General features: G+C 67.7%; 23 protein-coding genes. 21 read left to right on the top strand and 2 right to left on the bottom strand.

Annotated elements, in window-relative coordinates; translation table 11 throughout:
* Positions 1-6 precede the first annotated feature (6 nt).
* Entirely contained in the window at positions 7-1425 is a 1419-nt protein-coding gene (cysG, locus tag ATO6_RS17725) for a siroheme synthase CysG (RefSeq protein ID WP_088625364.1), read from the top strand.
* 22 nt (positions 1426-1447) lie between these two features.
* On the opposite strand, the gene ATO6_RS17720 is transcribed toward cysG, so the two are convergent.
* Positions 1448-1918, bottom strand: coding sequence for a CreA family protein (locus ATO6_RS17720; RefSeq protein ID WP_088625363.1), 471 nt, complete (start codon positions 1916-1918; stop codon positions 1448-1450).
* Positions 1918-2397, bottom strand: coding sequence for a pyridoxamine 5'-phosphate oxidase family protein (locus tag ATO6_RS17715; protein ID WP_088625362.1), 480 nt, complete (start codon positions 2395-2397; stop codon positions 1918-1920). Before ATO6_RS17715 ends, ATO6_RS17720 begins: the two co-directional genes overlap by 1 nt.
* A gap of 144 nt (positions 2398-2541) precedes the next feature.
* Between ATO6_RS17715 and ATO6_RS17710 the strand changes: the two genes are divergently transcribed.
* The 20 genes from ATO6_RS17710 (at position 2542) to ATO6_RS17615 (ending at position 20225) form a co-directional block, all read left to right on the top strand.
* Positions 2542-3705 (top strand): isovaleryl-CoA dehydrogenase, encoded by a 1164-nt coding sequence (locus tag ATO6_RS17710; protein ID WP_088625361.1) that lies wholly within the window; start codon positions 2542-2544, stop codon positions 3703-3705.
* A gap of 10 nt (positions 3706-3715) precedes the next feature.
* Entirely contained in the window at positions 3716-4006 is a 291-nt protein-coding gene (locus ATO6_RS17705) for a hypothetical protein (RefSeq protein ID WP_141102033.1), read from the top strand.
* 1 nt (position 4007) lies between these two features.
* Positions 4008-5564, top strand: coding sequence for an AMP-binding protein (locus tag ATO6_RS17700; protein WP_088625359.1), 1557 nt, complete (start codon positions 4008-4010; stop codon positions 5562-5564).
* Complete coding sequence (locus ATO6_RS17695) at positions 5561-5935, top strand: hypothetical protein (RefSeq protein WP_141102032.1); 375 nt, start codon at positions 5561-5563, stop codon at positions 5933-5935. The genes ATO6_RS17700 and ATO6_RS17695 overlap by 4 nt, the downstream gene beginning before the upstream one ends.
* A complete protein-coding gene (locus ATO6_RS17690) occupies positions 5932-7548 on the top strand; it encodes a carboxyl transferase domain-containing protein (RefSeq protein WP_088625357.1) in 1617 nt (538 codons plus the stop codon). The genes ATO6_RS17695 and ATO6_RS17690 overlap by 4 nt, the downstream gene beginning before the upstream one ends.
* 61 nt (positions 7549-7609) lie before the next feature.
* Positions 7610-8590, top strand: coding sequence for a nitronate monooxygenase family protein (locus ATO6_RS17685; RefSeq protein WP_254919201.1), 981 nt, complete (start codon positions 7610-7612; stop codon positions 8588-8590).
* Complete coding sequence (locus ATO6_RS17680; RefSeq protein WP_088625356.1) at positions 8578-9084, top strand: O-acetyl-ADP-ribose deacetylase; 507 nt, start codon at positions 8578-8580, stop codon at positions 9082-9084. Before ATO6_RS17685 ends, ATO6_RS17680 begins: the two co-directional genes overlap by 13 nt.
* Complete coding sequence (locus ATO6_RS17675) at positions 9084-11012, top strand: acetyl/propionyl/methylcrotonyl-CoA carboxylase subunit alpha (protein WP_088625456.1); 1929 nt, start codon at positions 9084-9086, stop codon at positions 11010-11012. The genes ATO6_RS17680 and ATO6_RS17675 overlap by 1 nt, the downstream gene beginning before the upstream one ends.
* On the top strand, positions 11009-11677 hold the full coding sequence (locus tag ATO6_RS17670; protein ID WP_088625355.1) for a glutathione S-transferase family protein: 669 nt from the start codon (positions 11009-11011) through the stop codon (positions 11675-11677). Before ATO6_RS17675 ends, ATO6_RS17670 begins: the two co-directional genes overlap by 4 nt.
* A complete protein-coding gene (locus ATO6_RS17665; protein ID WP_088625354.1) occupies positions 11678-12532 on the top strand; it encodes a hydroxymethylglutaryl-CoA lyase in 855 nt (284 codons plus the stop codon). It begins immediately after the preceding gene.
* Positions 12529-12888 carry a nuclear transport factor 2 family protein gene (locus tag ATO6_RS17660; protein WP_088625353.1) on the top strand — a complete coding sequence of 120 codons (360 nt, stop codon included), beginning with the start codon at positions 12529-12531 and terminating at the stop codon, positions 12886-12888. Before ATO6_RS17665 ends, ATO6_RS17660 begins: the two co-directional genes overlap by 4 nt.
* Positions 12889-12898: 10 nt before the next feature.
* Entirely contained in the window at positions 12899-13681 is a 783-nt protein-coding gene (locus ATO6_RS17655) for a crotonase/enoyl-CoA hydratase family protein (protein WP_088625352.1), read from the top strand.
* Between the two features lie 88 nt (positions 13682-13769).
* The gene (locus ATO6_RS17650) at positions 13770-15449 is read left to right on the top strand and encodes a VWA domain-containing protein (protein WP_088625351.1); all 1680 of its coding nucleotides are present in this window, start codon (positions 13770-13772) and stop codon (positions 15447-15449) included.
* Between the two features lie 279 nt (positions 15450-15728).
* Positions 15729-16094, top strand: a complete 366-nt coding sequence (locus ATO6_RS17645) for an NADH-quinone oxidoreductase subunit A (RefSeq protein ID WP_088625350.1) — start codon at positions 15729-15731, stop codon at positions 16092-16094.
* Positions 16091-16615 (top strand): NADH-quinone oxidoreductase subunit B family protein, encoded by a 525-nt coding sequence (locus tag ATO6_RS17640; RefSeq protein ID WP_176440990.1) that lies wholly within the window; start codon positions 16091-16093, stop codon positions 16613-16615. Before ATO6_RS17645 ends, ATO6_RS17640 begins: the two co-directional genes overlap by 4 nt.
* A gap of 6 nt (positions 16616-16621) precedes the next feature.
* The gene (locus ATO6_RS17635; protein ID WP_088625348.1) at positions 16622-17224 is read left to right on the top strand and encodes an NADH-quinone oxidoreductase subunit C; all 603 of its coding nucleotides are present in this window, start codon (positions 16622-16624) and stop codon (positions 17222-17224) included.
* Positions 17224-18444, top strand: coding sequence for an NADH-quinone oxidoreductase subunit D (locus tag ATO6_RS17630; RefSeq protein ID WP_176440989.1), 1221 nt, complete (start codon positions 17224-17226; stop codon positions 18442-18444). The genes ATO6_RS17635 and ATO6_RS17630 overlap by 1 nt, the downstream gene beginning before the upstream one ends.
* On the top strand, positions 18444-18683 hold the full coding sequence (locus ATO6_RS17625) for a hypothetical protein (protein WP_088625346.1): 240 nt from the start codon (positions 18444-18446) through the stop codon (positions 18681-18683). The genes ATO6_RS17630 and ATO6_RS17625 overlap by 1 nt, the downstream gene beginning before the upstream one ends.
* Positions 18684-18705: 22 nt before the next feature.
* Positions 18706-18987, top strand: coding sequence for a hypothetical protein (locus ATO6_RS17620; protein WP_088625345.1), 282 nt, complete (start codon positions 18706-18708; stop codon positions 18985-18987).
* 20 nt (positions 18988-19007) lie between these two features.
* Complete coding sequence (locus tag ATO6_RS17615; protein WP_088625344.1) at positions 19008-20225, top strand: NADH-quinone oxidoreductase subunit E; 1218 nt, start codon at positions 19008-19010, stop codon at positions 20223-20225.
* The last annotated feature ends 23 nt before the right edge of the window (positions 20226-20248 follow it).

The following is a 20248-nucleotide window of genomic DNA, read 5'->3' as shown; positions in this document are numbered from 1 at the left end:
ATCAAGATGAAAAACTTCCCGATGTTTCTGCGCATGGACGGACGCCGCGTCGTATTCTGCGGCGGCGGCGAAGAGATCGCGCGCAAGATGCGGCTGATCCTGAAGACCGAGGCGCAGCTGCGCGTCATTGCGGCCGATCTGGACGCCGAGGTGGCGTCTGTCGTGGCCTCGGGCCGGGCGGATCACCACCACTCGCTGCAACCGGACAGCTTCGAGGCCGCGGCGCTCGTCTTCATCGCCACCGGCGACGACGCGCTGGACCGTGACATGGCCGATGCCGCCCGCGCCGCCGGTGCGGTGGTGAACGTCATCGACCGGCCGGATCTCTGCGATGCCTTCACCCCTTCGATCGTCGACCGCGATCCGGTGGTGGTGGCCATCGGCACCGAGGGGACGGCCCCGGTCCTCGGCCGCGCGATCAAGACCGAGATCGAGGCGATGCTGTCGCCGCGCCTCGGGGCCTTCGTTGCCCTTGCCGGGCGGTTGCGCGATGCGGTGGCGGAGCGCATTTCCCAGCGGGACCGGCGGGCGTTCTGGGAATGGGCCTTTACCGGTGAAGCTTGGCGCGCGCATCTGGCCGGGCGGGAGCGGCAGGCGGCGGAGATGCTGAAGTCCGCGATTGCCGAGGGCGCGGCGCCGGAGCGGGCCGGGCATATCGCGTTGGTCGGGGCCGGGCCGGGCGCGCGGGATCTGCTGACCCTGCGCGCGGTGCAGCGGCTGCAGCAGGCCGACGTCATCTTCTACGACCGGCTGGTCGATCCCGAGGTGCTGGAGCTGGCCCGCCGCGACGCGGACCGGGTCTATGTCGGCAAGGAGTTGGGGGCGACCGCGTGGCCGCAGGAGCGGATCGACCGGCTGATCGTGGCCGAGGCGGCGAAGGGCAGGCGGGTCGTGCGGCTGAAATCCGGCGATCCCTCGATCTTTGGCCGCGCCTGCGAGGAACTCGCCGCCGCGCGTGACGCAGGGATCGACGTGGAGATCGTGCCGGGCATCACCGCCGCCTCTGCCGCCGCCGCCGCGATTGGCCGCCCCCTGACGGAACGCGGCGAGACGGACACCTTCGCGATATCGACCGGGCGCTGCCGTCCCGGCGATCCGGCGCCGGATTATTCGGCGTTGGCCCGGCCGGGCACGGCGGTCGCATTCTACATGGCGGTGGAACAGGCGGGCCGGGTGCAGTCGGACCTGATGGCCTCCGGCGTGCCGGGCGCCTGTCCGGTGGACATCGTGGAATCCTGCTCGACCGGGAAGGAACGGCATCTGGAGACGACGCTCGGCGCCCTCGCCGCAGACGTGAAGGCCCATGACGTCAGGAGCCCGGCGATCATCCTCGTCCGCTACCGCAAGTCGATGCAGGTCGAGACAGTGCCGCAGCCCTTCCAACTCGTGGCGCAGAACGAGGCAAGGTCACTGGCCGCAATGTAAGTGACGCACCGGGCGCGACCGGTCACTCGCCGGTCGTGCCCGCCTTTGTCGCGCCGTACAGCGGAACGGTCGATATCGACAGCTTTGCCGACCCGTCCGTCAGTTCGGCTGCATGGGCGAGGTAGATCAACGTCTGGTTCTTCTCGTCGAAGATCCGCTTGACCCGCAGCGACTTGAGGATGATCGAGCGCGAGGTGCGGAACACGTCCTCGCCATCCTCGTCGCGGTCGATGTCGCCGATCTCGATCGGGCCGGTCTGGCGGCAGGCGATCGAGGCGTTCGAGGGATCCTCGAACCAGTTGCCCTTGCTCAGCCGGTCGATCAGCCCGCGTTCGAAATAGGCGACGTGGCAGGTGACCCCCTTGACGTCCGGGTCGGCGATCGCCTCGATGATGATGTCGTTGCCGACCCAGTCGACGCCCACCTCTCCGACCTGCTCGGCAGCGGCGGAAAGGGGGGCGGCGATCAGTGCCGCGATGATCGCGGCGCGCATCAGAAGCGGACCACGCCGTGCTCGCCCATGTCCGGCTTCTGCTCGGTCAGGTTCGCCTTGGCGATCTCGTAGAGGAAGCCCGCCGCGCCGTCGGTCAGCCAGACCTCGGCCTTGGAGGGTTTGAACATCACCAGCCGGACATCGGGGTCGTTCTTGCCGTCCTCGAACCATGCCGCCGCAATGGGCGACCACAGCTCGTCCAGCTTGGCCTTGTCGTCCGACACGCTCAGCGTGCCGTCGACCTTGGCGTAGATCTTGGCGCCCGCTTCGGCGACCACGTAGTGCACAGCCTGGTTGGCCTTGGCGGCCTCGAAGGCGTCGGTCCCGGCGGCGGTGATGAACCACATCACGCCGCGATCCTCGTCCACGTAATGCGACATCGGCACCACGCGGTCCGGCGCGGTGTGCAGCATCCCGGCGCGGACATCGTCCATCCGGTCCCAGAAGGTATCTTTCTGCTCGTGCGTGAGGTCTTTCATGGAAGGCTCCTTTCTTTCCTCCGCCCTTGCGGCGGGTCGTCCGATGAACGCGCCGGAGGCAAGGCGGTTCCCGCCGCTTGACCCGACTCGGGCGATGTGCCAGCTATGTGAACAAGTGTTCAATAAAAGCGAGGGGAGGCGCCGATGTTCACTGGCTCCATGACGTTCGATCTGGGCGAGGACGTGAACGCGCTGCGCGATGCGGTGCATCGCTGGGCGCAGGAGCGCATCAAGCCGATGGCCGCCGAGATCGACCGGTCGAACGAGTTTCCCCCGGCGCTGTGGCGCGAACTCGGAGAGATGGGCCTGCTGGGTCTCACGGTGCCCGAGGAATACGGCGGCACCGGCATGGGCTACCTCGCCCATGTCATCGCGGTCGAGGAGATCGCCCGCGCCTCCGCCTCCGTCTCGCTGTCCTACGGCGCGCATTCGAACCTTTGCGTGAACCAGATCAAGCTGAACGGGTCCGAGGAACAGAAGGCCCGCTACCTGCCGCGGCTGATCTCGGGCGAGCATGTCGGCGCGCTGGCGATGTCCGAACCCTCCGCCGGATCCGACGTTGTGTCGATGAAGCTGCGGGCGGAGAAGCGCAACGACCGCTATGTCCTGAACGGCAACAAGTACTGGATCACCAACGGCCCCGACGCCGACACGCTGGTCGTCTATGCCAAGACCGACCCCGATGCCGGGTCCAAGGGCATCACCGCCTTCCTGATCGAGAAGGAGATGAAGGGCTTCTCCACGTCCCCGCATTTCGACAAGCTCGGGATGCGCGGATCGAACACGGCCGAGCTGATCTTCGAGGATTGCGAGGTGCCGTTCGAAAACGTGCTGGGCGAGGAGGGCAAGGGCGTGCGCGTGCTGATGTCCGGTCTCGACTACGAGCGAGTCGTGCTGTCGGGGATCGGCACCGGGATCATGGCCGCCTGTCTGGACGAGGTGATGCCCTACATGGTCGAGCGCAAGCAGTTCGGCCAGCCGATCGGGAATTTCCAGCTGATGCAGGGCAAGATCGCGGACATGTACACCAAGCTGAACACCGCTCGGGCCTATGTCTACGAGGTCGCCAAGGCCTGTGATCGCGGGCAGGTGACGCGGCAGGACGCGGCGGCTTGCGTGCTCTACGCGTCCGAGGAAGCGATGGTCGTCGCGCATCAGGCGGTGCAGGCGCTCGGCGGGGCGGGTTATCTGAACGACAACCCGGTCGGACGCATCTTCCGCGACGCCAAGCTGATGGAGATCGGCGCGGGCACCTCCGAGATCCGGCGGATGCTGATCGGGCGTGAACTGATGGCCGCGATGCAGTGAGGTGGTCCGGATGGTCACTCTTGTCCTGATCCTCGTTTCCGCCTTCTTCGGGCTGCGCGCGGGTTGGCACTGGGCCAGTCGCGACGAGGGCGCGGCGATCGAGACAGTCGCCCGCGACTACGTCGAGATGGAACAGGCGCGTGGCCATGCCGCCGCCATGACCGATTGCGCCGGGCATCCCGGTGCCTCGGACGATATCTGGATCACCGTGATCTGCGATCCGCCGGCACTCGGGCCGGGAAAGCTCTACCGCTATGATATCGACCACCGCGGGCGCTGGTGGCGCTTGAACCCGTACTGAGATGTTGAAACGCTCCGCCTCCTACGAAACGCTCCGCGCAGGCTTCCGCTGGGACCTGCCCGCCACGCTGAACATGGCCGCGCAGGTCTGTGACGGCTGGGCGGTGCGTGAACCCGGCCGCGTGGCGATCATCGACCTGTCCGGTGGCGTACGGCGCGATGTCACATACGGCGACGTCTGGAAACTGTCCCGTAGGGTTGAGGTCGCATTGCTGGAGCGCGGGATCGGGCGCGGGGATCGGGTGGGCGTGCTGCTCAGCCAATCACCGTTTACCGCCGCCGCCCATATCGCGGCCTGGCGGATGGGGGCGATCTCGGTCCCGCTGTTCAAGCTGTTCCGTCGCGATGCGCTGACCTCCCGCGTCGGCGACAGCGGCGCGGGCGTTGTTGTCACCGATGACGAGGGGCGCGCAATGCTGGATGGCATGGGCTGCGCCACGATCACCGCCGCCGACCTGCCCGACAGCACGCGCGGCGGCCAGATGGCCGAGACCGGGCCGGAGGATCCGGCGGTGCTGATCTATACCTCGGGCACCACCGGTGCGCCCAAGGGCGCGCTGCACGGCCACCGGGTGCTGACCGGCCACCTGCCGGGGGTGGAGCTGAGCCACGACCTGCTGGGGCAACCGGGCGATTGCCTGTGGACGCCCGCGGACTGGGCCTGGATTGGCGGCCTGTTCGATGTGCTGATGCCGGGCCTCGCGCTCGGCGTGCCGGTGGTCGCGGCGCGGATGAGCAAGTTCGATGTCGCGGAGTGCCGCAGGATCATCGCCGAAGGCTCTGTCCGCAATGTGTTTTTCCCGCCGACCGCGCTCAGGATGCTGAAGGCCGAGGACGCGCGGATCGACGGCCTGCGGTCGGTCGGCAGCGGGGGAGAGCCGCTCGGGGCCGAGATGCTGGACTGGGGGCGCCGGGCGCTCAGGGTCACGATCAACGAATTCTACGGCCAGACCGAGTGCAACATGATCGTCTCCTCCTGCGCCGCGCTCTACCCGGTGCGGCCCGGCGCGATCGGACGACCCGTGCCGGGACACCAGGTGGCCGTCATAGACGCGGACGGCGCGGTGACCGACGGCGAAGGTGACGTCGCGGTCAGGGCAGGATCGGCCTCCATGCTGCTGGAATACTGGAAGAAACCTGCGGAGACAGCGGCGAAGTTCCGCGGCGACTGGATGCTGACCGGCGACCGGGGCGTGATGGAGGACGGCTATCTGCGGTTCGTGGGACGCGAGGATGACGTCATCACCTCGGCCGGTTACCGGATCGGGCCGGCCGAGATCGAGGACTGCCTGCTGAAACACGAGGCCGTCGCGACCTGCGGCGTGGTCGGCAAACCGGACCCGCTCAGGACGGAAATCGTCAAGGCTTACGTGGTGTTGCGCCCCGGCCTTACGCCTACGGACGCGCTGGCAGACGCGCTTATGCAATTCGTGGGGCAGCACCTTGCCAGCTACTCGCGCCCGCGCGAAATCGGCTTCGTGGACGAGCTGCCGATGACGGTCACCGGCAAGGTCATCCGCAAGGAACTGAAAGCCCGCGCGGCGAAGGAGGTCTCTTGATACTCGAAGGCATGGCGACACGGATCGCCGGGCTGACCTGCCCGGACTGCGGGGCGGAACAGTCGATCTACACCCACGCGGGCACCAAGAGCCGGATCCGTCCGGCGCATTATTTCGAGGCCTGCCCGAACTGCCAGGCACGGCTGCACATGGTCCATACCGAGGGCGGACAGTTCCGCGAAGGGCTCTACTGGGGGCTGGCCGCGGTGATCCTCTTCGCGGTGGCGATCTTTGCGCTGGAGGTCGACATGGCGCTGTCGGAAGGCGCACTCTGGGCCATCATGATTGGCGCCATCGCGGGGCTTTACGTCTTTGCGGTGGCCGTCACGGGGTTCATCGTGGGCCGGACACGGAGGATGATGAAGGCATGAAGCTGATATCGAAAGCGATCGCCGGATCGGACGAGTTCCGCGCGAACTTCAAGGGCCACATGGAAGCCATTGAGATCGTGCGCGAAGCCGCGCAGGCCGCCGCAGCCGGTGGCGGCGCAAAGGCGCGCGAGCGGCACCTGTCGCGGAACAAGTTGCTGCCACGCGACCGGGTGGCCGGGCTGCTCGACCCCGGCTCGCCATTCCTCGAGATCGGGGCGACGGCGGCACATGGCATGTACGACGGCGCGGCCCCCGGATCGGGGCTGATCGCGGGCGTGGGCCGGGTGCAGGGGCGCGACGTGATGGTCGTGTGCAACGACGCGACAGTGAAGGGCGGGACCTATTACCCGGTCACGGTCAAGAAGCACCTGCGGGCGCAGGAAATCGCGGAAGAAAACCATCTGCCCTGCGTCTACTTGGTCGACAGCGGGGGCGCGAACCTGCCCAACCAGGACGAGGTGTTTCCCGACCGCGACCACTTCGGGCGCATCTTCTACAACCAGGCGCGGATGAGCGCGAAGGGGATCGCGCAGATCGCTGTCGTCATGGGCTCCTGCACGGCGGGCGGGGCCTATGTGCCGGCGATGTCCGACGTGACGATCATCGTGAAGGAACAGGGCACGATCTTTCTGGCCGGGCCGCCGCTGGTGAAGGCGGCGACTGGGGAAATCGTGACGGCAGAGGACCTTGGCGGCGGGGACGTGCACACGCGGCTGTCGGGCGTGGCCGATTACCTGGCCGAGGACGACGGCCATGCGCTGGCGCTGGCGCGGCGGGCCGTGGCCGGGCTCGGCGCGGGGGACGGCGCGTGGCAGGCACGCACGGTGCGGATGGAGGCGCCCGAGGCGCCGGCCTACGATCCGGAGGAGCTTCTGGGGGTCGTGCCGCCCGACCTGCGGACGCCCTACGACATCCGCGAGGTCATCGCGCGGGTGGTGGACGGATCGCGATTTGACGAGTTCAAGCAAAGGTTTGGCGAGACGCTTGTATGTGGCTTCGCCCATGTCGAAGGCATCCCGGTGGGGATCGTCGCGAACAATGGCGTGCTGTTCTCAGAGGCCGCGCAGAAGGGTGCGCATTTCGTCGAACTGTGCTCGCAGCGCATGGTGCCGCTGGTGTTCCTGCAGAACATCACCGGCTTCATGGTGGGCCGGAAATACGAGAACGAGGGCATCGCGCGGCACGGGGCCAAGATGGTGACGGCAGTGGCGACGACCTCGGTGCCCAAGATCACGATGGTGGTCGGCGGGTCCTTCGGGGCGGGAAATTATGGTATGGCTGGAAGGGCTTACCAGCCGCGCTTTATGTGGTCATGGCCGATCTCGCGGATTTCCGTGATGGGCGGCGCGCAGGCGGCGGGGGTGCTGGCGACGGTACGGCGCGATGCCATCGAGCGCGGCGGCGGCACGTGGTCCGAAGCGGAGGAAGCGGAGTTCAAGCGGCCGACGATCGAGATGTTCGAGCGTCAGTCGCATCCGCTCTACGCCTCGGCGCGGCTCTGGGATGACGGGATCGTGGACCCGAGGAAGACCCGCGAGGTGCTGGCGCTGAGCCTGCGGGCGAGCCTGAACGCGCCGATCGAGGACACGCGGTTCGGGGTATTCCGGATGTAGGGACGGGCGGAGAGCCCCGGTGGGCGCTGCCCCCCGGACCCCCCGGCATATTTCCGGCAAGATGAAGGAGGAGGCCATGATCGAGACCAGACTGACCCGCGCCTTCGGGCTGGACCATCCGATCGTCAGCGCGCCAATGGCGCGGGTGGCGGGCGGACGGCTGGCGGCGGCGGTGTCGAACGGCGGCGGGCTGGGGTTCATCGGCGGCGGCTATTGCGATGCCGGGTGGATCGAGACCGAGATGGCCGAGGCCGGGAACGCGCCGGTCGGAATGGGCTTCATCACCTGGAAGCTGGACCGGTCTCCGGACCTGCTCGATCGGGTGCTGGAGCGGAAGCCGCGGGCGGTGTTCCTGTCGTTTGGCGATCCGGTGCCGTATGGTGCGGCGGTCAAGGGTGCCGGTGTCGCGCTGTTCTGCCAGGTCCAGACGGTGTCGGATGCACGGCGCGCGCTGGAGGCCGGGGCGGATGTCATCGTGGCGCAGGGAACCGAGGCCGGGGGCCACGGCGCGCGGCGGGCGACGATGACGCTGGTGCCGGAGGTGGCGGACCTGCTGGCGCGCGAGGCGCCGGAGGTGCTGCTGCTGGCGGCGGGCGGGATCGCGGACGGGCGCGGACTGGCGGCCGCGCTGATGCTGGGCGCGGACGGTGTGCTGTGCGGGACGCGGTTCTGGGCGAGCCCCGAGGCGCTGGTGACAGAGGGGCAGATGCGCGCGGTTCTGGGGGCGGACGGCGACCAGACGGTGCGGGGCAACGTGATCGACTATGCGCGCGGCATCTTCGACTGGCCGGAGCGGTTCGACCTGAGGACGATGCGCAGCGGGTTCGTCGATGCCTGGACCGGGCGGCTGGAGGCCCTGCAGGCCGGTGACGCGGCACGTGCGGATTTCGCGCGGGCGGCGGACGAGGGACGGGCCGAGGTTGCGCCTGCCGTGGTCGGCGAGGGGATCGGACTGATCCGCTCGGCCCCCGGCGCGGCGGATATCCTGCGCGAGATGTCGGCGGAGGCCGAGGCCCTGCTGGGCGGCGGGTGGCGGCGGTGATCCGGGTCTGGCAGGGCGATATCACGGGGCTCGACGTCTGCGCGATCGTGAACGCCGCTAACCGGTCTCTGCTGGGCGGTGGCGGTGTCGACGGGGCGATCCATCGCGCCGCCGGGCCGGGTCTGCTGGACGAGTGCCGGGGTCTGGGCGGCTGCGAGACGGGCAGCGCCAAGATCACCGGCGGGCACGGGCTGAAGGCGCGGCACGTGATCCATGCGGTCGGTCCTGTCTGGCAGGGCGGCGGGCAGGGCGAGGCGGAGCTGTTGGCCGGGTGCTACCGGACGGCGATGGATCTGGCCGACGCGGCCGGGTGCCGGAGCGTGGCGTTTCCGGCGATCTCGACCGGGGTCTATGGCTATCCGCCCGAGGATGCGGCGCGGGTCGCGGTGGCGACGCTGCGGGACTGGCTCGACGGCCACGAGGGTTGGGAGGTGACGCTGGTCGCCTTCGATGCACGAACGGCGGACGTGCTACAAAAGGCGTTGGAGGAATGATGTTCGACAAGATCCTGATAGCGAACCGGGGCGAGATCGCCTGTCGCGTGATCCGCACCGCGCGGGAGATGGGGATCGCCACGGTCGCGGTCTATTCCGACGCGGACGCGGGCGCGATGCATGTGGCGATGGCGGACGAGGCGGTGCATATCGGCGGGTCGGCCCCGTCCGAGAGCTACCTGCGCGGCGACGCGATCATCGCGGCCTGTCATGCGACGGGCGCGCAGGCGGTGCATCCGGGCTATGGCTTCCTGTCCGAGAACCCCGATTTCGTGGAGGCGGTCGAGGCGGCGGGGCTGGTGTTCATCGGGCCCTCGGCAAAGGCGATCCGGGCCATGGGGCTCAAGGACGCGGCCAAGGCGCTGATGGAGGAGGCGGGCGTGCCTGTCGTGCCGGGCCATCGCGGCGATCAGGACGACGAGGTGCTGGCGGCGGCGGCCGAGGCCATCGGCTATCCGGTGCTGATCAAGGCGGTCGCCGGGGGTGGCGGCAAGGGGATGCGGCTGGTCGAGACGCCGGGCGCGTTTGCCGATGCGCTGGCGAGTGCGCGGGGCGAGGCGAAGACGGCCTTCGGCAACCCGGACGTCCTGATCGAGAAGTTCGTGACCAACCCGCGCCACATCGAGGTGCAGGTTTTTGGCGACGGCACCCGCGCCGTGCATCTGTTCGAGCGGGACTGTTCGCTGCAGCGGCGGCACCAGAAGGTGATCGAGGAAGCGCCCGCGCCGGGGATGCCCGAGGAGATGCGTTCGGCCATGGGCGCGGCGGCGGTGCGAGCGGCCGAGGCGATCGGCTATGCCGGGGCCGGGACGATCGAGTTCATCGTGGACGGCTCGGGGCCGCTCAGGACCGACGGGTTCTGGTTCATGGAGATGAACACGCGGCTGCAGGTGGAGCATCCGGTGACGGAGGCGATCACAGGGGTCGATCTGGTGGAGTGGCAGATCCGGGTGGCGGCGGGGGAAGACATCCCGGTGGCGCAGGAGGATCTGGCGATCAGCGGACATGCCTTCGAGGCGCGGCTCTATGCCGAGGATGTCGAGAAGGGGTTCCTGCCCGCGACCGGGCGGCTCGGGGCGCTGTCTTTCCCCGACGGCGCGCGCGCTGATACCGGGGTGCGGGCAGGGGATGTGATCTCTCCGCACTACGATCCGATGATCGCCAAGGTCATCGTACACGGGCCCACGCGGGAGATCGCGCTGCGGCAGCTCAGCCGGGCGCTGCGGCAGACGCAGGTGGCGGGGACGGTGACGAACCTCGCCTTTGTGGGGGCGCTGGCGGATCACGAAGGCTTCCGGCGCGGCGAGGTGGACACCGGCCTGATCGGGCGGGACATCGAGGCGCTGGCGGCCGTGGTGCCCGCGACGGCGGTGCAGCGGGCCTGGGCGGCGATGGTGGCGCTCGGGCTGGACGGGGCGCCGGATGCGTTCCAGGGCTTCAGCCTGTGGTCGCCGCTCGACCGGTCGGTGGCTTTACGACACCGGGGCGAAGAGGAGACGGTGGTCGTCAGGATGCGGGGCCGGGGCGATGCGCTGATCTCCACCGCCGGACTGGTGGTCGAGGCGCTGTGGCGTGATGGCTGGACGCTCGACGGTCTGGCCGCCCCGGCGCATCACGCGGAGCGGGGCGTCGTGACGGTCTTTGGCGGCGTGGCGCAGGCGTTCGAGGTGATCGACCCGCTGGCGCGCGAGGCGCAGGGCGCGGGCGGCAACGTGATCGAGGCGCCGATGCCGGGGCTGGTCAAGGTCGTGACCGCGAAGGCGGGCGAGACCGTGACGGCGGGCCAGCGGCTGGCGGTGCTCGAGGCGATGAAGATGGAGCATGCCCTGACCGCCCCGCGCGACGGGGTTGTCGCCGAAGTTCTGGTGGCGGAAGGTGCGCAGGTGGAGGCCGGCGCACCGCTGATCCGGCTGGAGGAGGAAGAATGAGCGATATCACCCTGCACCATGTGCCGGGCTCGCGCAGCCTGCGTATCCTGTGGCTGCTGCAGGAGATGGGGATCACGCCGGAGATCAGGGTCTACGCGATCCCCGACGGATCGCTGAGGACGCCGGACTATCTGGCCCGTTCCCCCGGCGGGCGGGTGCCCGCGCTGGATGTGGACGGGCACACGATCTACGAAAGCGGCGCGATCACGGAATACCTCTGCGAGACGCGGCCCGAGCATGGGCTGGGGCGGCTTGCGGGCGATGCGGAGCGGGTGCCGTTCCTCGAGGCGATGCACTACGCCGAGACGATGGCCAACCATGTCGCAGCACTGAACCTGCAATGGATATTCCTGCGCGATCCCAAGGACCGGTCGGACACGGTGGTCAAGATCGAGGCGCGGCGGCTGGCGGGGACGATGGCGCCGGTGAACGATCTGCTGGGGCGCCAGGACTGGGTCCTGCCTTCGGGTTTTTCGGCGGCGGACACGATGCTGGGCTGGAACTTCCTTGCCACGAAACGCTACGTGCGGACGGAGCAGTTCCCCAACATCGTGGCCTATGTCGAACGCTTCAAGGCGCGGCCTGCCTTCAAGGCGGCCAAGGAGCTGGACGGGCCCCGCCAGTTCGGCAGTGACGACGATTATTTCTCGGTGGACGGACGGTAAATGCGTGTCGAGATATTCGAGGTCGGTCCGCGCGACGGCCTTCAGAACGAAAAGCGCCCCATCCCGGTGGCCGAGAAGGTGGCGCTGGTCGACTGCCTGAGCGGCGCCGGGTTCGCCCGGATCGAATGCGCCAGCTTCGTCAGCCCCAAGTGGGTGCCGCAGATGGCAGGCTCGGGCGAGGTGCTGCGCCGGATCCGGCGGGCCGACGGCGTGAGCTTTGCCGCCCTGACGCCGAACCTGCGCGGCTTCCAGGACGCGACCGAGGCGGGGGCGGACGAGGTGGCGATCTTCGCCTCGGCCTCCGAGGGGTTTTCCAAGGCGAACATCAACTGCACCATCGAGGAGAGCCTCGAACGCTTCCGCCCGGTGGCCGAGGCGGCTCTGGCCGAAGGCGTCAGGATGCGGGGCTATGTCTCCTGCGTGACCGACTGCCCTTATGACGGCAAGGTCGCGCCGGAAGAGGCCGCGCGGGTGGCGGGCGCGCTTTATGCGCTTGGCGCTTACGAGGTGTCGTTGGGCGACACCATCGGCAAGGCCACGCCCGAGAGCATCGCGGCGATGCTGCGCGCGGTGATGGAGGAGGTCCCGGCGGAGAAGCTGGCCGGACACTACCACGACACTGACGGGCGGGCGGTGGACAACATCCTCGCCTCGCTGGAACTGGGCGTGACGGTCTTCGACGCGGCGGTCGGCGGGCTGGGGGGCTGCCCCTATGCGCCCGGCGCCAAGGGCAACGTGGCGACCGAGGCGGTGCATGACCGGCTGACGGCGCTCGGGCACGAGACCGGGCTCGACCGCGCTGTGCTGGAGAAGGCGGCCGCGATGGCGCGGGCGATGCGGGGCGAGACGGCGTGACCGATCCGCAGGCCTTCGCGGCGGAGTGGGAGGCGGCGTGGAACAGCCACGACCTCGACCGGATCCTCGCGCATTACCATCCCGACATCGTCTTCCGCTCGCGCAAGGCGGCAGTGCTGACCGGCGATGGCGAGGTGCGCGGGACGGCCGCGTTGCGCGACTACTGGGGCAAGGCGCTGGCGGCACAGCCCGACCTGCGGTTCCGGGTGGTCGACGTGTTCGAGGGCTGGCGGATGCTGGTCCTGAGCTACGAGAACCATCGCGGGGTGATGGCCGCCGAGGCGCTGTGGTTCGACGCCGACGGCATGGTCGTGCAGGCGGCGGGGTGCCAGCAGGGCGCGGTTCAGATCGGATAGGGAGACGGACATGGCAGACACGGTGAGCATCGAACGGGACGGGCGCGGGGTGGCGACGCTCTGGCTCGACCGGGCGGACAAGCACAACGCGCTGTCGGCGCAGATGATCCGCGAACTGCACGAGGCGGCGGACGAACTGACCGCCGACGACGGCGTGCGGGTCGTGGTGCTGGCCGCCAGGGGCGCGAGCTTCTGCGCGGGCGGCGATCTGGGCTGGATGCGCGAGCAATTCGACGCAGCACCTGACGTTCGCGCGAAGGAGGCGGGGGCGCTGGCGTGGATGCTGAAGGCGCTGAACGACCTGCCCAAGCCGCTGATCGGGCGGGTGCAGGGCAACGCTTTCGGCGGCGGGATCGGGATGATGTCGGTCTGTGACGTGGCGATCGGGGTCGACGGCGCGACGTTTGCCCTGACCGAGACCCGGCTGGGCCTGATCCCGGCGACCATCGGGCCCTACGTGGCCGCGAGGATGGGCGAGGCGCGGGCGCGGCAGGTGTTCATGTCGGGCAAGCGGTTCAAGGGGCCGCAGGCGGTGGAGCTGGGCCTGCTCGCGCGCTCGGTCGCGGCAGAGGATCTGGACGCGGCGGTGGAGGCCGAGGTGGCGCCCTACCTCGAAACCGCGCCGGGTGCGGTTGCCCGGTCGAAGGCGCTGCTGCGGTATCTGGGACCACCGATCACCGACGAGATCATCGAGCATTCCATCGGGGAACTGGTGGCCTGCTGGGAGGGGCCGGAAACCCGCGAGGGGATCGCGGCCTTCTTCGACAAGCGCCGTCCGCCCTGGCAGTCCTGACCGCGGCTACGGGTATTCCTGACCTTGCGGCAAAGGGCAGGGTGCGGCTAACCTTTCCGTGATTTACATCGGAAAGATAGGTAAGCGCATGTTTTTGAAACGCTTTGCGGCGACGGCTCTGGCCGTCACCATGGCATTTCCCGCCCTCGCGGCCGACCGGGCGATGATCGTTCTCGACGGATCCGGCTCCATGTGGGGCCAGATCGAGGGCAAATCCAAGATCGAGATCGCGCGCGACGTCCTCGGCGAGGTGCTGGGCGGCGTCCCCGAAGAGCGCGAGCTGGGCATGATCGTCTACGGTCACCGCAAGAAGGGCGACTGCGAGGACATCGAGCTTGCCGTGCCCGCCGCCGCCGGATCCGCCGGGGCGATCGGTGACTTCGCCAAGAAGATCAGCCCCAAGGGCAAGACGCCGCTGTCCGCGTCTGTCCGCATGGCGGCCGAGACGCTGAAATACACCGAGGACAAGGCGACCGTGATCCTCGTCACCGACGGGCTTGAGACCTGCGAGGCCGATCCCTGCGCCCTCGGGCGCGAGCTGGAGAGCCTCGGCGTGGATTTCACGGCCCATGTGGTGGGCTTCGGGCTGACGAAGGAAGAGGGCGCGCAGGTCGCCTGCCTGGCCGAAGAGACGGGCGGCCAGTATTTCGAAGCCTCCGACGCGGGTGCGCTGAGCGATGCGCTGACCGAGACGGTGGTCGCGGTGGCCGAACCCGCCCCGGCGCCTGCGCCCGAACCGGAGCCGGTCAAGGAAGAACCGGCGCTGGAGAACAACCTGACGATCACCGTCGCGCTGTCCGAGGACGGCCCGGATGTGTCGGAAACCAATATCGAACCCTACTGGCAGATCTTCGCGGCGGGCCCTGACGGCAAGGCCACCGGGGACCGGATCGAGTCCCTCTACGACCCGGCGCTGATCACCAACCTCCCGGCGGGCGACTACGCGATCAAGATGAAGTTCGAGGTCGTCGAGATGGAGATCCCCGTCTCGGTCACCGCGGACGAGCTGACCGAGCATCACATCGTGCTGGACATGGGCTATCTGACCGTCACGCCGAAACGGACGCCCGATGCGACCGAACCGGATGCCGAGATGTATGTGCAGGCGTTCAGCGGCAACGACATCCGGGTGACGGGCTATGGCGAAAAATCGTTCTACCTGCCCGCGGGCGAGGTGCGTGTGCTGGTCCAGCATGCTGGAGCGGAGGTCGAACAGATGGTCACGCTGACCGCCGGCCAGGCCACCGCCATCGAGGTGGTCGTGGGCACGGGGGTCGTGTTTCCGACGGCCTTCTATTCGGAAGGCGGCGAGATGGTCGAGACGAACGAGGTCTACTTCCAGATCTTCCACGAGAAACAGAACCTGAAAGGTGAACGCGAACGGGCCGAGGCCGGCTATGGCAGCCGTCCCCTGAACGTCCCGGCAGGAATGTTCGTGCTGATGGCCCGGATGGGCACCGCCGAGGTGATGAGCGAGCCGTTCGAAGTGAAGGCGGGCCAGCGGGTCGAACCCTCGGTCGTGCTGAACGCGGGCGTGGCGGCTGTGACGGCGCCCGAGGCCTATCGCGTGCAGATCTTCGAGGCCAAGAAGAACATCCAGGGTGATCGCAACCGGGTCGAAGCGGCCTATGGCGCGGACCACCAGTGGACGTTCTCGGCCGGGAAATACGTGGCCACGGTCAGCTACGAAGGCAGCGAAACGATCGCCAAGGCCGAGTTCGAGGTCGTCGCAGGCGAACGGGTCGAAGTGACCGTGCCGAAACCGTGATCCGCCGGGCGCGCCGGTCCCCGAGGGAATCGGCGCGCGTCGGAAATGTCACGATCCGGTCAATGTCATATGACGCCGCCGGGCGGCCAAGGCGCCGGATCCCCACCTGTATGCCCTTGTACACGCTTTATTTGCTGCGCGCGCGACATATGGTGTCGCGCGTCTTGTGATTGCGTTGAAATGGCCCGCGCTCGGTTGACCCTGCCATGGGGCGGGAGTAAACCGCAGAGAGCCAATGCGGGCCCTAAGGGCCTGCCCGCGCAAGCAAAGGAGCCGACCTTGGAAGAGATGCTGCGGGAATACCTCCCCATTCTCGTCTTTCTGGCCATCGCGATCGGTCTCGGCCTCGTCCTGATCCTCGCCGCCGTCATCGTCGCCGTCCGCAATCCCGACCCCGAAAAGGTCAGCGCCTACGAATGCGGGTTCAACGCCTTCGACGACGCGCGGATGAAGTTCGACGTCAGGTTCTACCTCGTGTCGATCCTGTTCATCATCTTCGACCTCGAGATCGCGATGCTGTTCCCCTGGGCCGTGGCCTTCAAGGACGTCAGCATGATCGGGTTCTGGTCGATGATGGTGTTCCTCGGCGTTCTCACCATCGGCTTTGCATATGAATGGAAGAAAGGGGCGCTCGAATGGCAATGACCGGGACCAATACCGCCGGTATCGACCCCGAGGTCGCCACTCAGAACCTCAACCGCGAGCTGCAGGACAAGGGTTTCCTGCTGACCTCGACCGAGGACATCATCAACTGGGCGCGCACCGGCTCGCTGCACTGGATGACCTTCGGCCTGGCCTGCTGCGCGGTCGAGATGATGCACACCTCGATGCCGCGTTACGACGCTGAGCGTTTCGGCGTCGCGCCGCGCGCCTCTCCGCGCCAGTCGGACGTGATGATCGTCGCGGGCACGCTGACCAACAAGATGGCCCCGGCGCTGCGCAAGGTCTACGACCAGATGCCGGAACCGCGCTACGTGATCTCGATGGGGTCCTGCGCGAACGGCGGCGGCTACTATCACTACAGCTATTCCGTGGTGCGCGGCTGCGACCGGATCGTCCCCGTAGACATCTACGTCCCCGGCTGCCCCCCGACCGCCGAGGCGCTGCTTTACGGTATCATGCAGCTCGCCCGGAAGATCCGGCGCACCGGCACGATCACGAGGTAACGGACCATGCCGATGAACGAACTTGGCGCCCATATCGAGCTCAAGCGCCCGGACTGCGTGCTGGCCTACGACGTGTCCCATGGCGAGCTGAACGTCGACGTTGCGCCCGCGAACATCGCGGGCTTTGTCGAGTTCCTGCGCACCGACGCGACCTGCCGGTTCTCGACGCTGGTGGACATCACCGCCGTCGACTACCCCGACCGGGCCAAGCGGTTCGACGTGGTCTATCACTTCCTGTCGATGTACCAGAACCACCGCATCCGGCTACGCGTCTCCGTCCGCGAGGACGAGATGCTGCCCTCGATCACCAGCGTGCACCCGAGCGCCAACTGGTTCGAGCGCGAGGTCTTCGACATGTTCGGGATCATCTTCTCGGGCCATCCGGACCTGCGGCGGATCCTGACCGACTACGGCTTCCGCGGCCACCCGCTGCGCAAGGACTTCCCGACCACCGGTTACACCGAGGTCCGCTATGACGAGACCGCCAAGCGCGTCGTCTACGAGCCGGTGAAGCTGGTTCAGGAATACCGGCAGTTCGACTTCATGTCTCCGTGGGAGGGTGCGCATTACATCCTGCCCGGCGACGAGAAGAAGGAAGAGGCGAAATGATGGACGGCTCCAACCAGTTCGGCGACGCCCAGACGGGCGAGCAGAAGATCCGCAACTTCAACATCAACTTCGGCCCGCAACACCCTGCGGCGCACGGGGTTCTCCGGCTTGTGCTGGAGCTGGACGGCGAGATCGTGGAACGCTGCGATCCGCATATCGGCCTGCTGCACCGCGGGACCGAGAAGCTGATGGAAAGCCGGACCTACCTGCAGAACCTGCCGTATTTCGACCGCCTCGACTACGTGGCGCCGATGAACCAGGAACATGCCTGGTGCCTGGCGATCGAAAAGCTCTGCGGAATCGAGGTGCCGCGCCGCGCCTCGCTCATCCGGGTGCTGTATTCCGAGATCGGGCGCGTCCTGAACCACCTGCTGAACGTCACCACGCAGGCGATGGACGTCGGCGCGCTGACGCCGCCGCTCTGGGGCTTCGAGGAACGCGAAGACCTGATGATCTTCTACGAACGGGCCTGCGGCGCGCGGCTGCACGCGGCCTATTTCCGGCCCGGCGGAGTCCATCAGGACCTGCCGCCCAAGCTGCTCGACGATATCGAGGCCTGGGCGCACAAGTTCCCCAACCGGCTGGACGACATCGACGAGCTGCTGACCGAGAACCGGATCTTCAAGCAGCGCAACGCCGATATCGGGATCATCACCGAGGAAGACATCCAGAACTGGGGCTATTCCGGCGTGATGGTGCGTGGGTCCGGCCTAGCGTGGGACCTGCGCCGGTCGCAGCCCTACGAATGCTACGACGAGTTCGACTTCCAGATCCCCGTCGGCAAGCATGGCGACTGCTACGACCGCTACCTCTGCCGGATGGAAGAGATGCGCCAGTCGACCAGCATCATCCTGCAGGCGATCGAGAAGCTGCGCGCACCCGAAGGGCAGGGCGACGTTCTGGCCCGTGGCAAGCTGACCCCGCCCTCGCGCGGCGAGATGAAGACCTCGATGGAAGCGCTGATCCATCACTTCAAGCTCTACACCGAGGGCTTCAAGGTTCCGGCGGGCGAGGTCTATGCAGCCGTCGAGGCGCCCAAGGGCGAATTCGGCGTCTATCTGGTCAGCGACGGCACCAACAAGCCCTACCGCGCCAAGCTGCGCGCGCCGGGCTTCCTGCATCTGCAGTCCATGGACCACGTGGCGGGCGGCCACCAGCTGGCGGATGTGGCGGCGATCATCGGGACGATGGATATCGTGTTCGGAGAGGTCGACAGGTAATGGCAGACTGGCTGCTCCAGTGGGGGTTCTTCGTGTTTCCCCCGCTGGTCGCGTCGGTCGCCGCGCTCTGGGTCTGGGGCCGCACCGGAAGGTTCGGCTTTGCACTCGGGGGCGGAACGTTGGGCGGAATGATCGCGATGCTGGTCATCTCCTCGATGTTCTGGAGTGGAAATGACATTTGCGACGTGTGTCACGACCGCGTGGCGCAGGTCGCCGGAAAGGGCCCGCAGTGGCCCTGAAGGTTTGAGAGAGGGACAAGAGATGAAGCGACTGATCCCAGCCGTCGTGCTGATCGCAGCGACCGCCGCCTGCGGCGTGCCGCCGACCGGCAGCGGTATGGCCTCGCCCGAGGCATATGATGCGGCGGTCGCCTCGATCGGCTGCGTCATGGAGAACGAGTCGCAGTATCGTGCGGTCGAGTTCCAGACCGGCATGAACCGCGAACAGACGATCCAGATGGGTCAGTATCGCATGGCCGTCGGGGCCGCGGAAGCGACGGCGGGCGGCGGTGTGCGCCTGACCAGCGGCGCCTGCGCCGCGTAAGAACAAGGTAGACCGGAACGATGCTGCGACGCCTGTATCACGATCAGCCCGAGAGCTTTGCCTTCACGCCCGCCAACCAGGCCTGGGCCGAGGCTCAGATGACCAAGTATCCCGAGGGCCGTCAGGCCTCGGCGATCATTCCGCTGCTGTGGCGCGCGCAGGAGCAGGAGGGCTGGCTCAGCCGTCCGGCGATCGAAACCATCGCCGATATGCTGGGCATGGCTTATATCCGGGCACTTGAGGTCGCGACCTTCTACTTCATGTTCCAGCTGCAACCGGTCGGGTCCGTTGCGCATATCCAGATTTGCGGCACCCTCAGCTGCATGATCTGCGGCGCCGAGGACCTGATGGACGTCTGCAAGAAGAAGATCTCCGAAAAGCCGCACACGCTGTCCGCCGATGGCAAGTTCTCGTGGGAAGAGGTCGAATGCCTCGGCGCCTGCGCGAACGCGCCGATGGCGCAGATCGGCAAGGATTACTACGAGGACCTGACCACCGAACGTCTGGGCGAGATCCTCGATGAAATGGCGGCGGGCAAGGTGCCGGTGCCGGGGCCGCAGAACGGGCGCTTCGCGGCCGAGCCGCTGTCCGGGCTGACCAGCCTCAAGGAATACGACAGCGGCAAGACGCAGTACAACGCCTCGGCCGCCCTGGCGGTCGAGATCGGCGACAGCATCAAGCGGATCGACGGGACCGAGGTGCCGCTGACCGCGCCCTGGCAGGGCAAGGGGGCGGACGGCTCGAGCTCCAAGAACGGCGAACGCATGAAGGCGAACGAGCCGCGTCCGTCCAAGGGCAAGCCCGCCGACGACACCGGCGTGACCGAGCAGGAAGCGCAGGCGGTCGAGAAGGGCCGTCCCGAGGCCGACGCGACCGGCAACACGGCGAATGCCTCTCCCGAGGTGGACGGCAAGCCCGACACGCCGGTGACCGCCGCCGAGGGGCCGGGCGTCAAGCCCGAGACGCTGAGCGCGGCGCGCGAGGGCGGTCCGGATGACCTCAAGAGCATCAAGGGCGTCGGCCCCAAGCTCGAAAGAATGCTGCACGAGATGGGCTTCTACCATTTCGACCAGATCGCCGCATGGGGTCCGGAAGAGGTGGCATGGGTCGACCAGAACCTTACCGGCTTCAAGGGCCGCGTCAGCCGGGACAACTGGGTGTCGCAGGCCCGGACGCTGGCCGATGGCGGCGAGACGGAATTTTCCAGCCGGGTCAAGAAGGGCGACGTCTACGACTGATCTTGAGGGGTAGGGACCGGGGA

This window comes from Oceanicola sp. 22II-s10i, assembly GCF_002210105.1.
GTDB lineage: Bacteria > Pseudomonadota > Alphaproteobacteria > Rhodobacterales > Rhodobacteraceae > Pseudooceanicola.
This window is presented reverse-complemented; position numbering and strand designations above follow the sequence as displayed.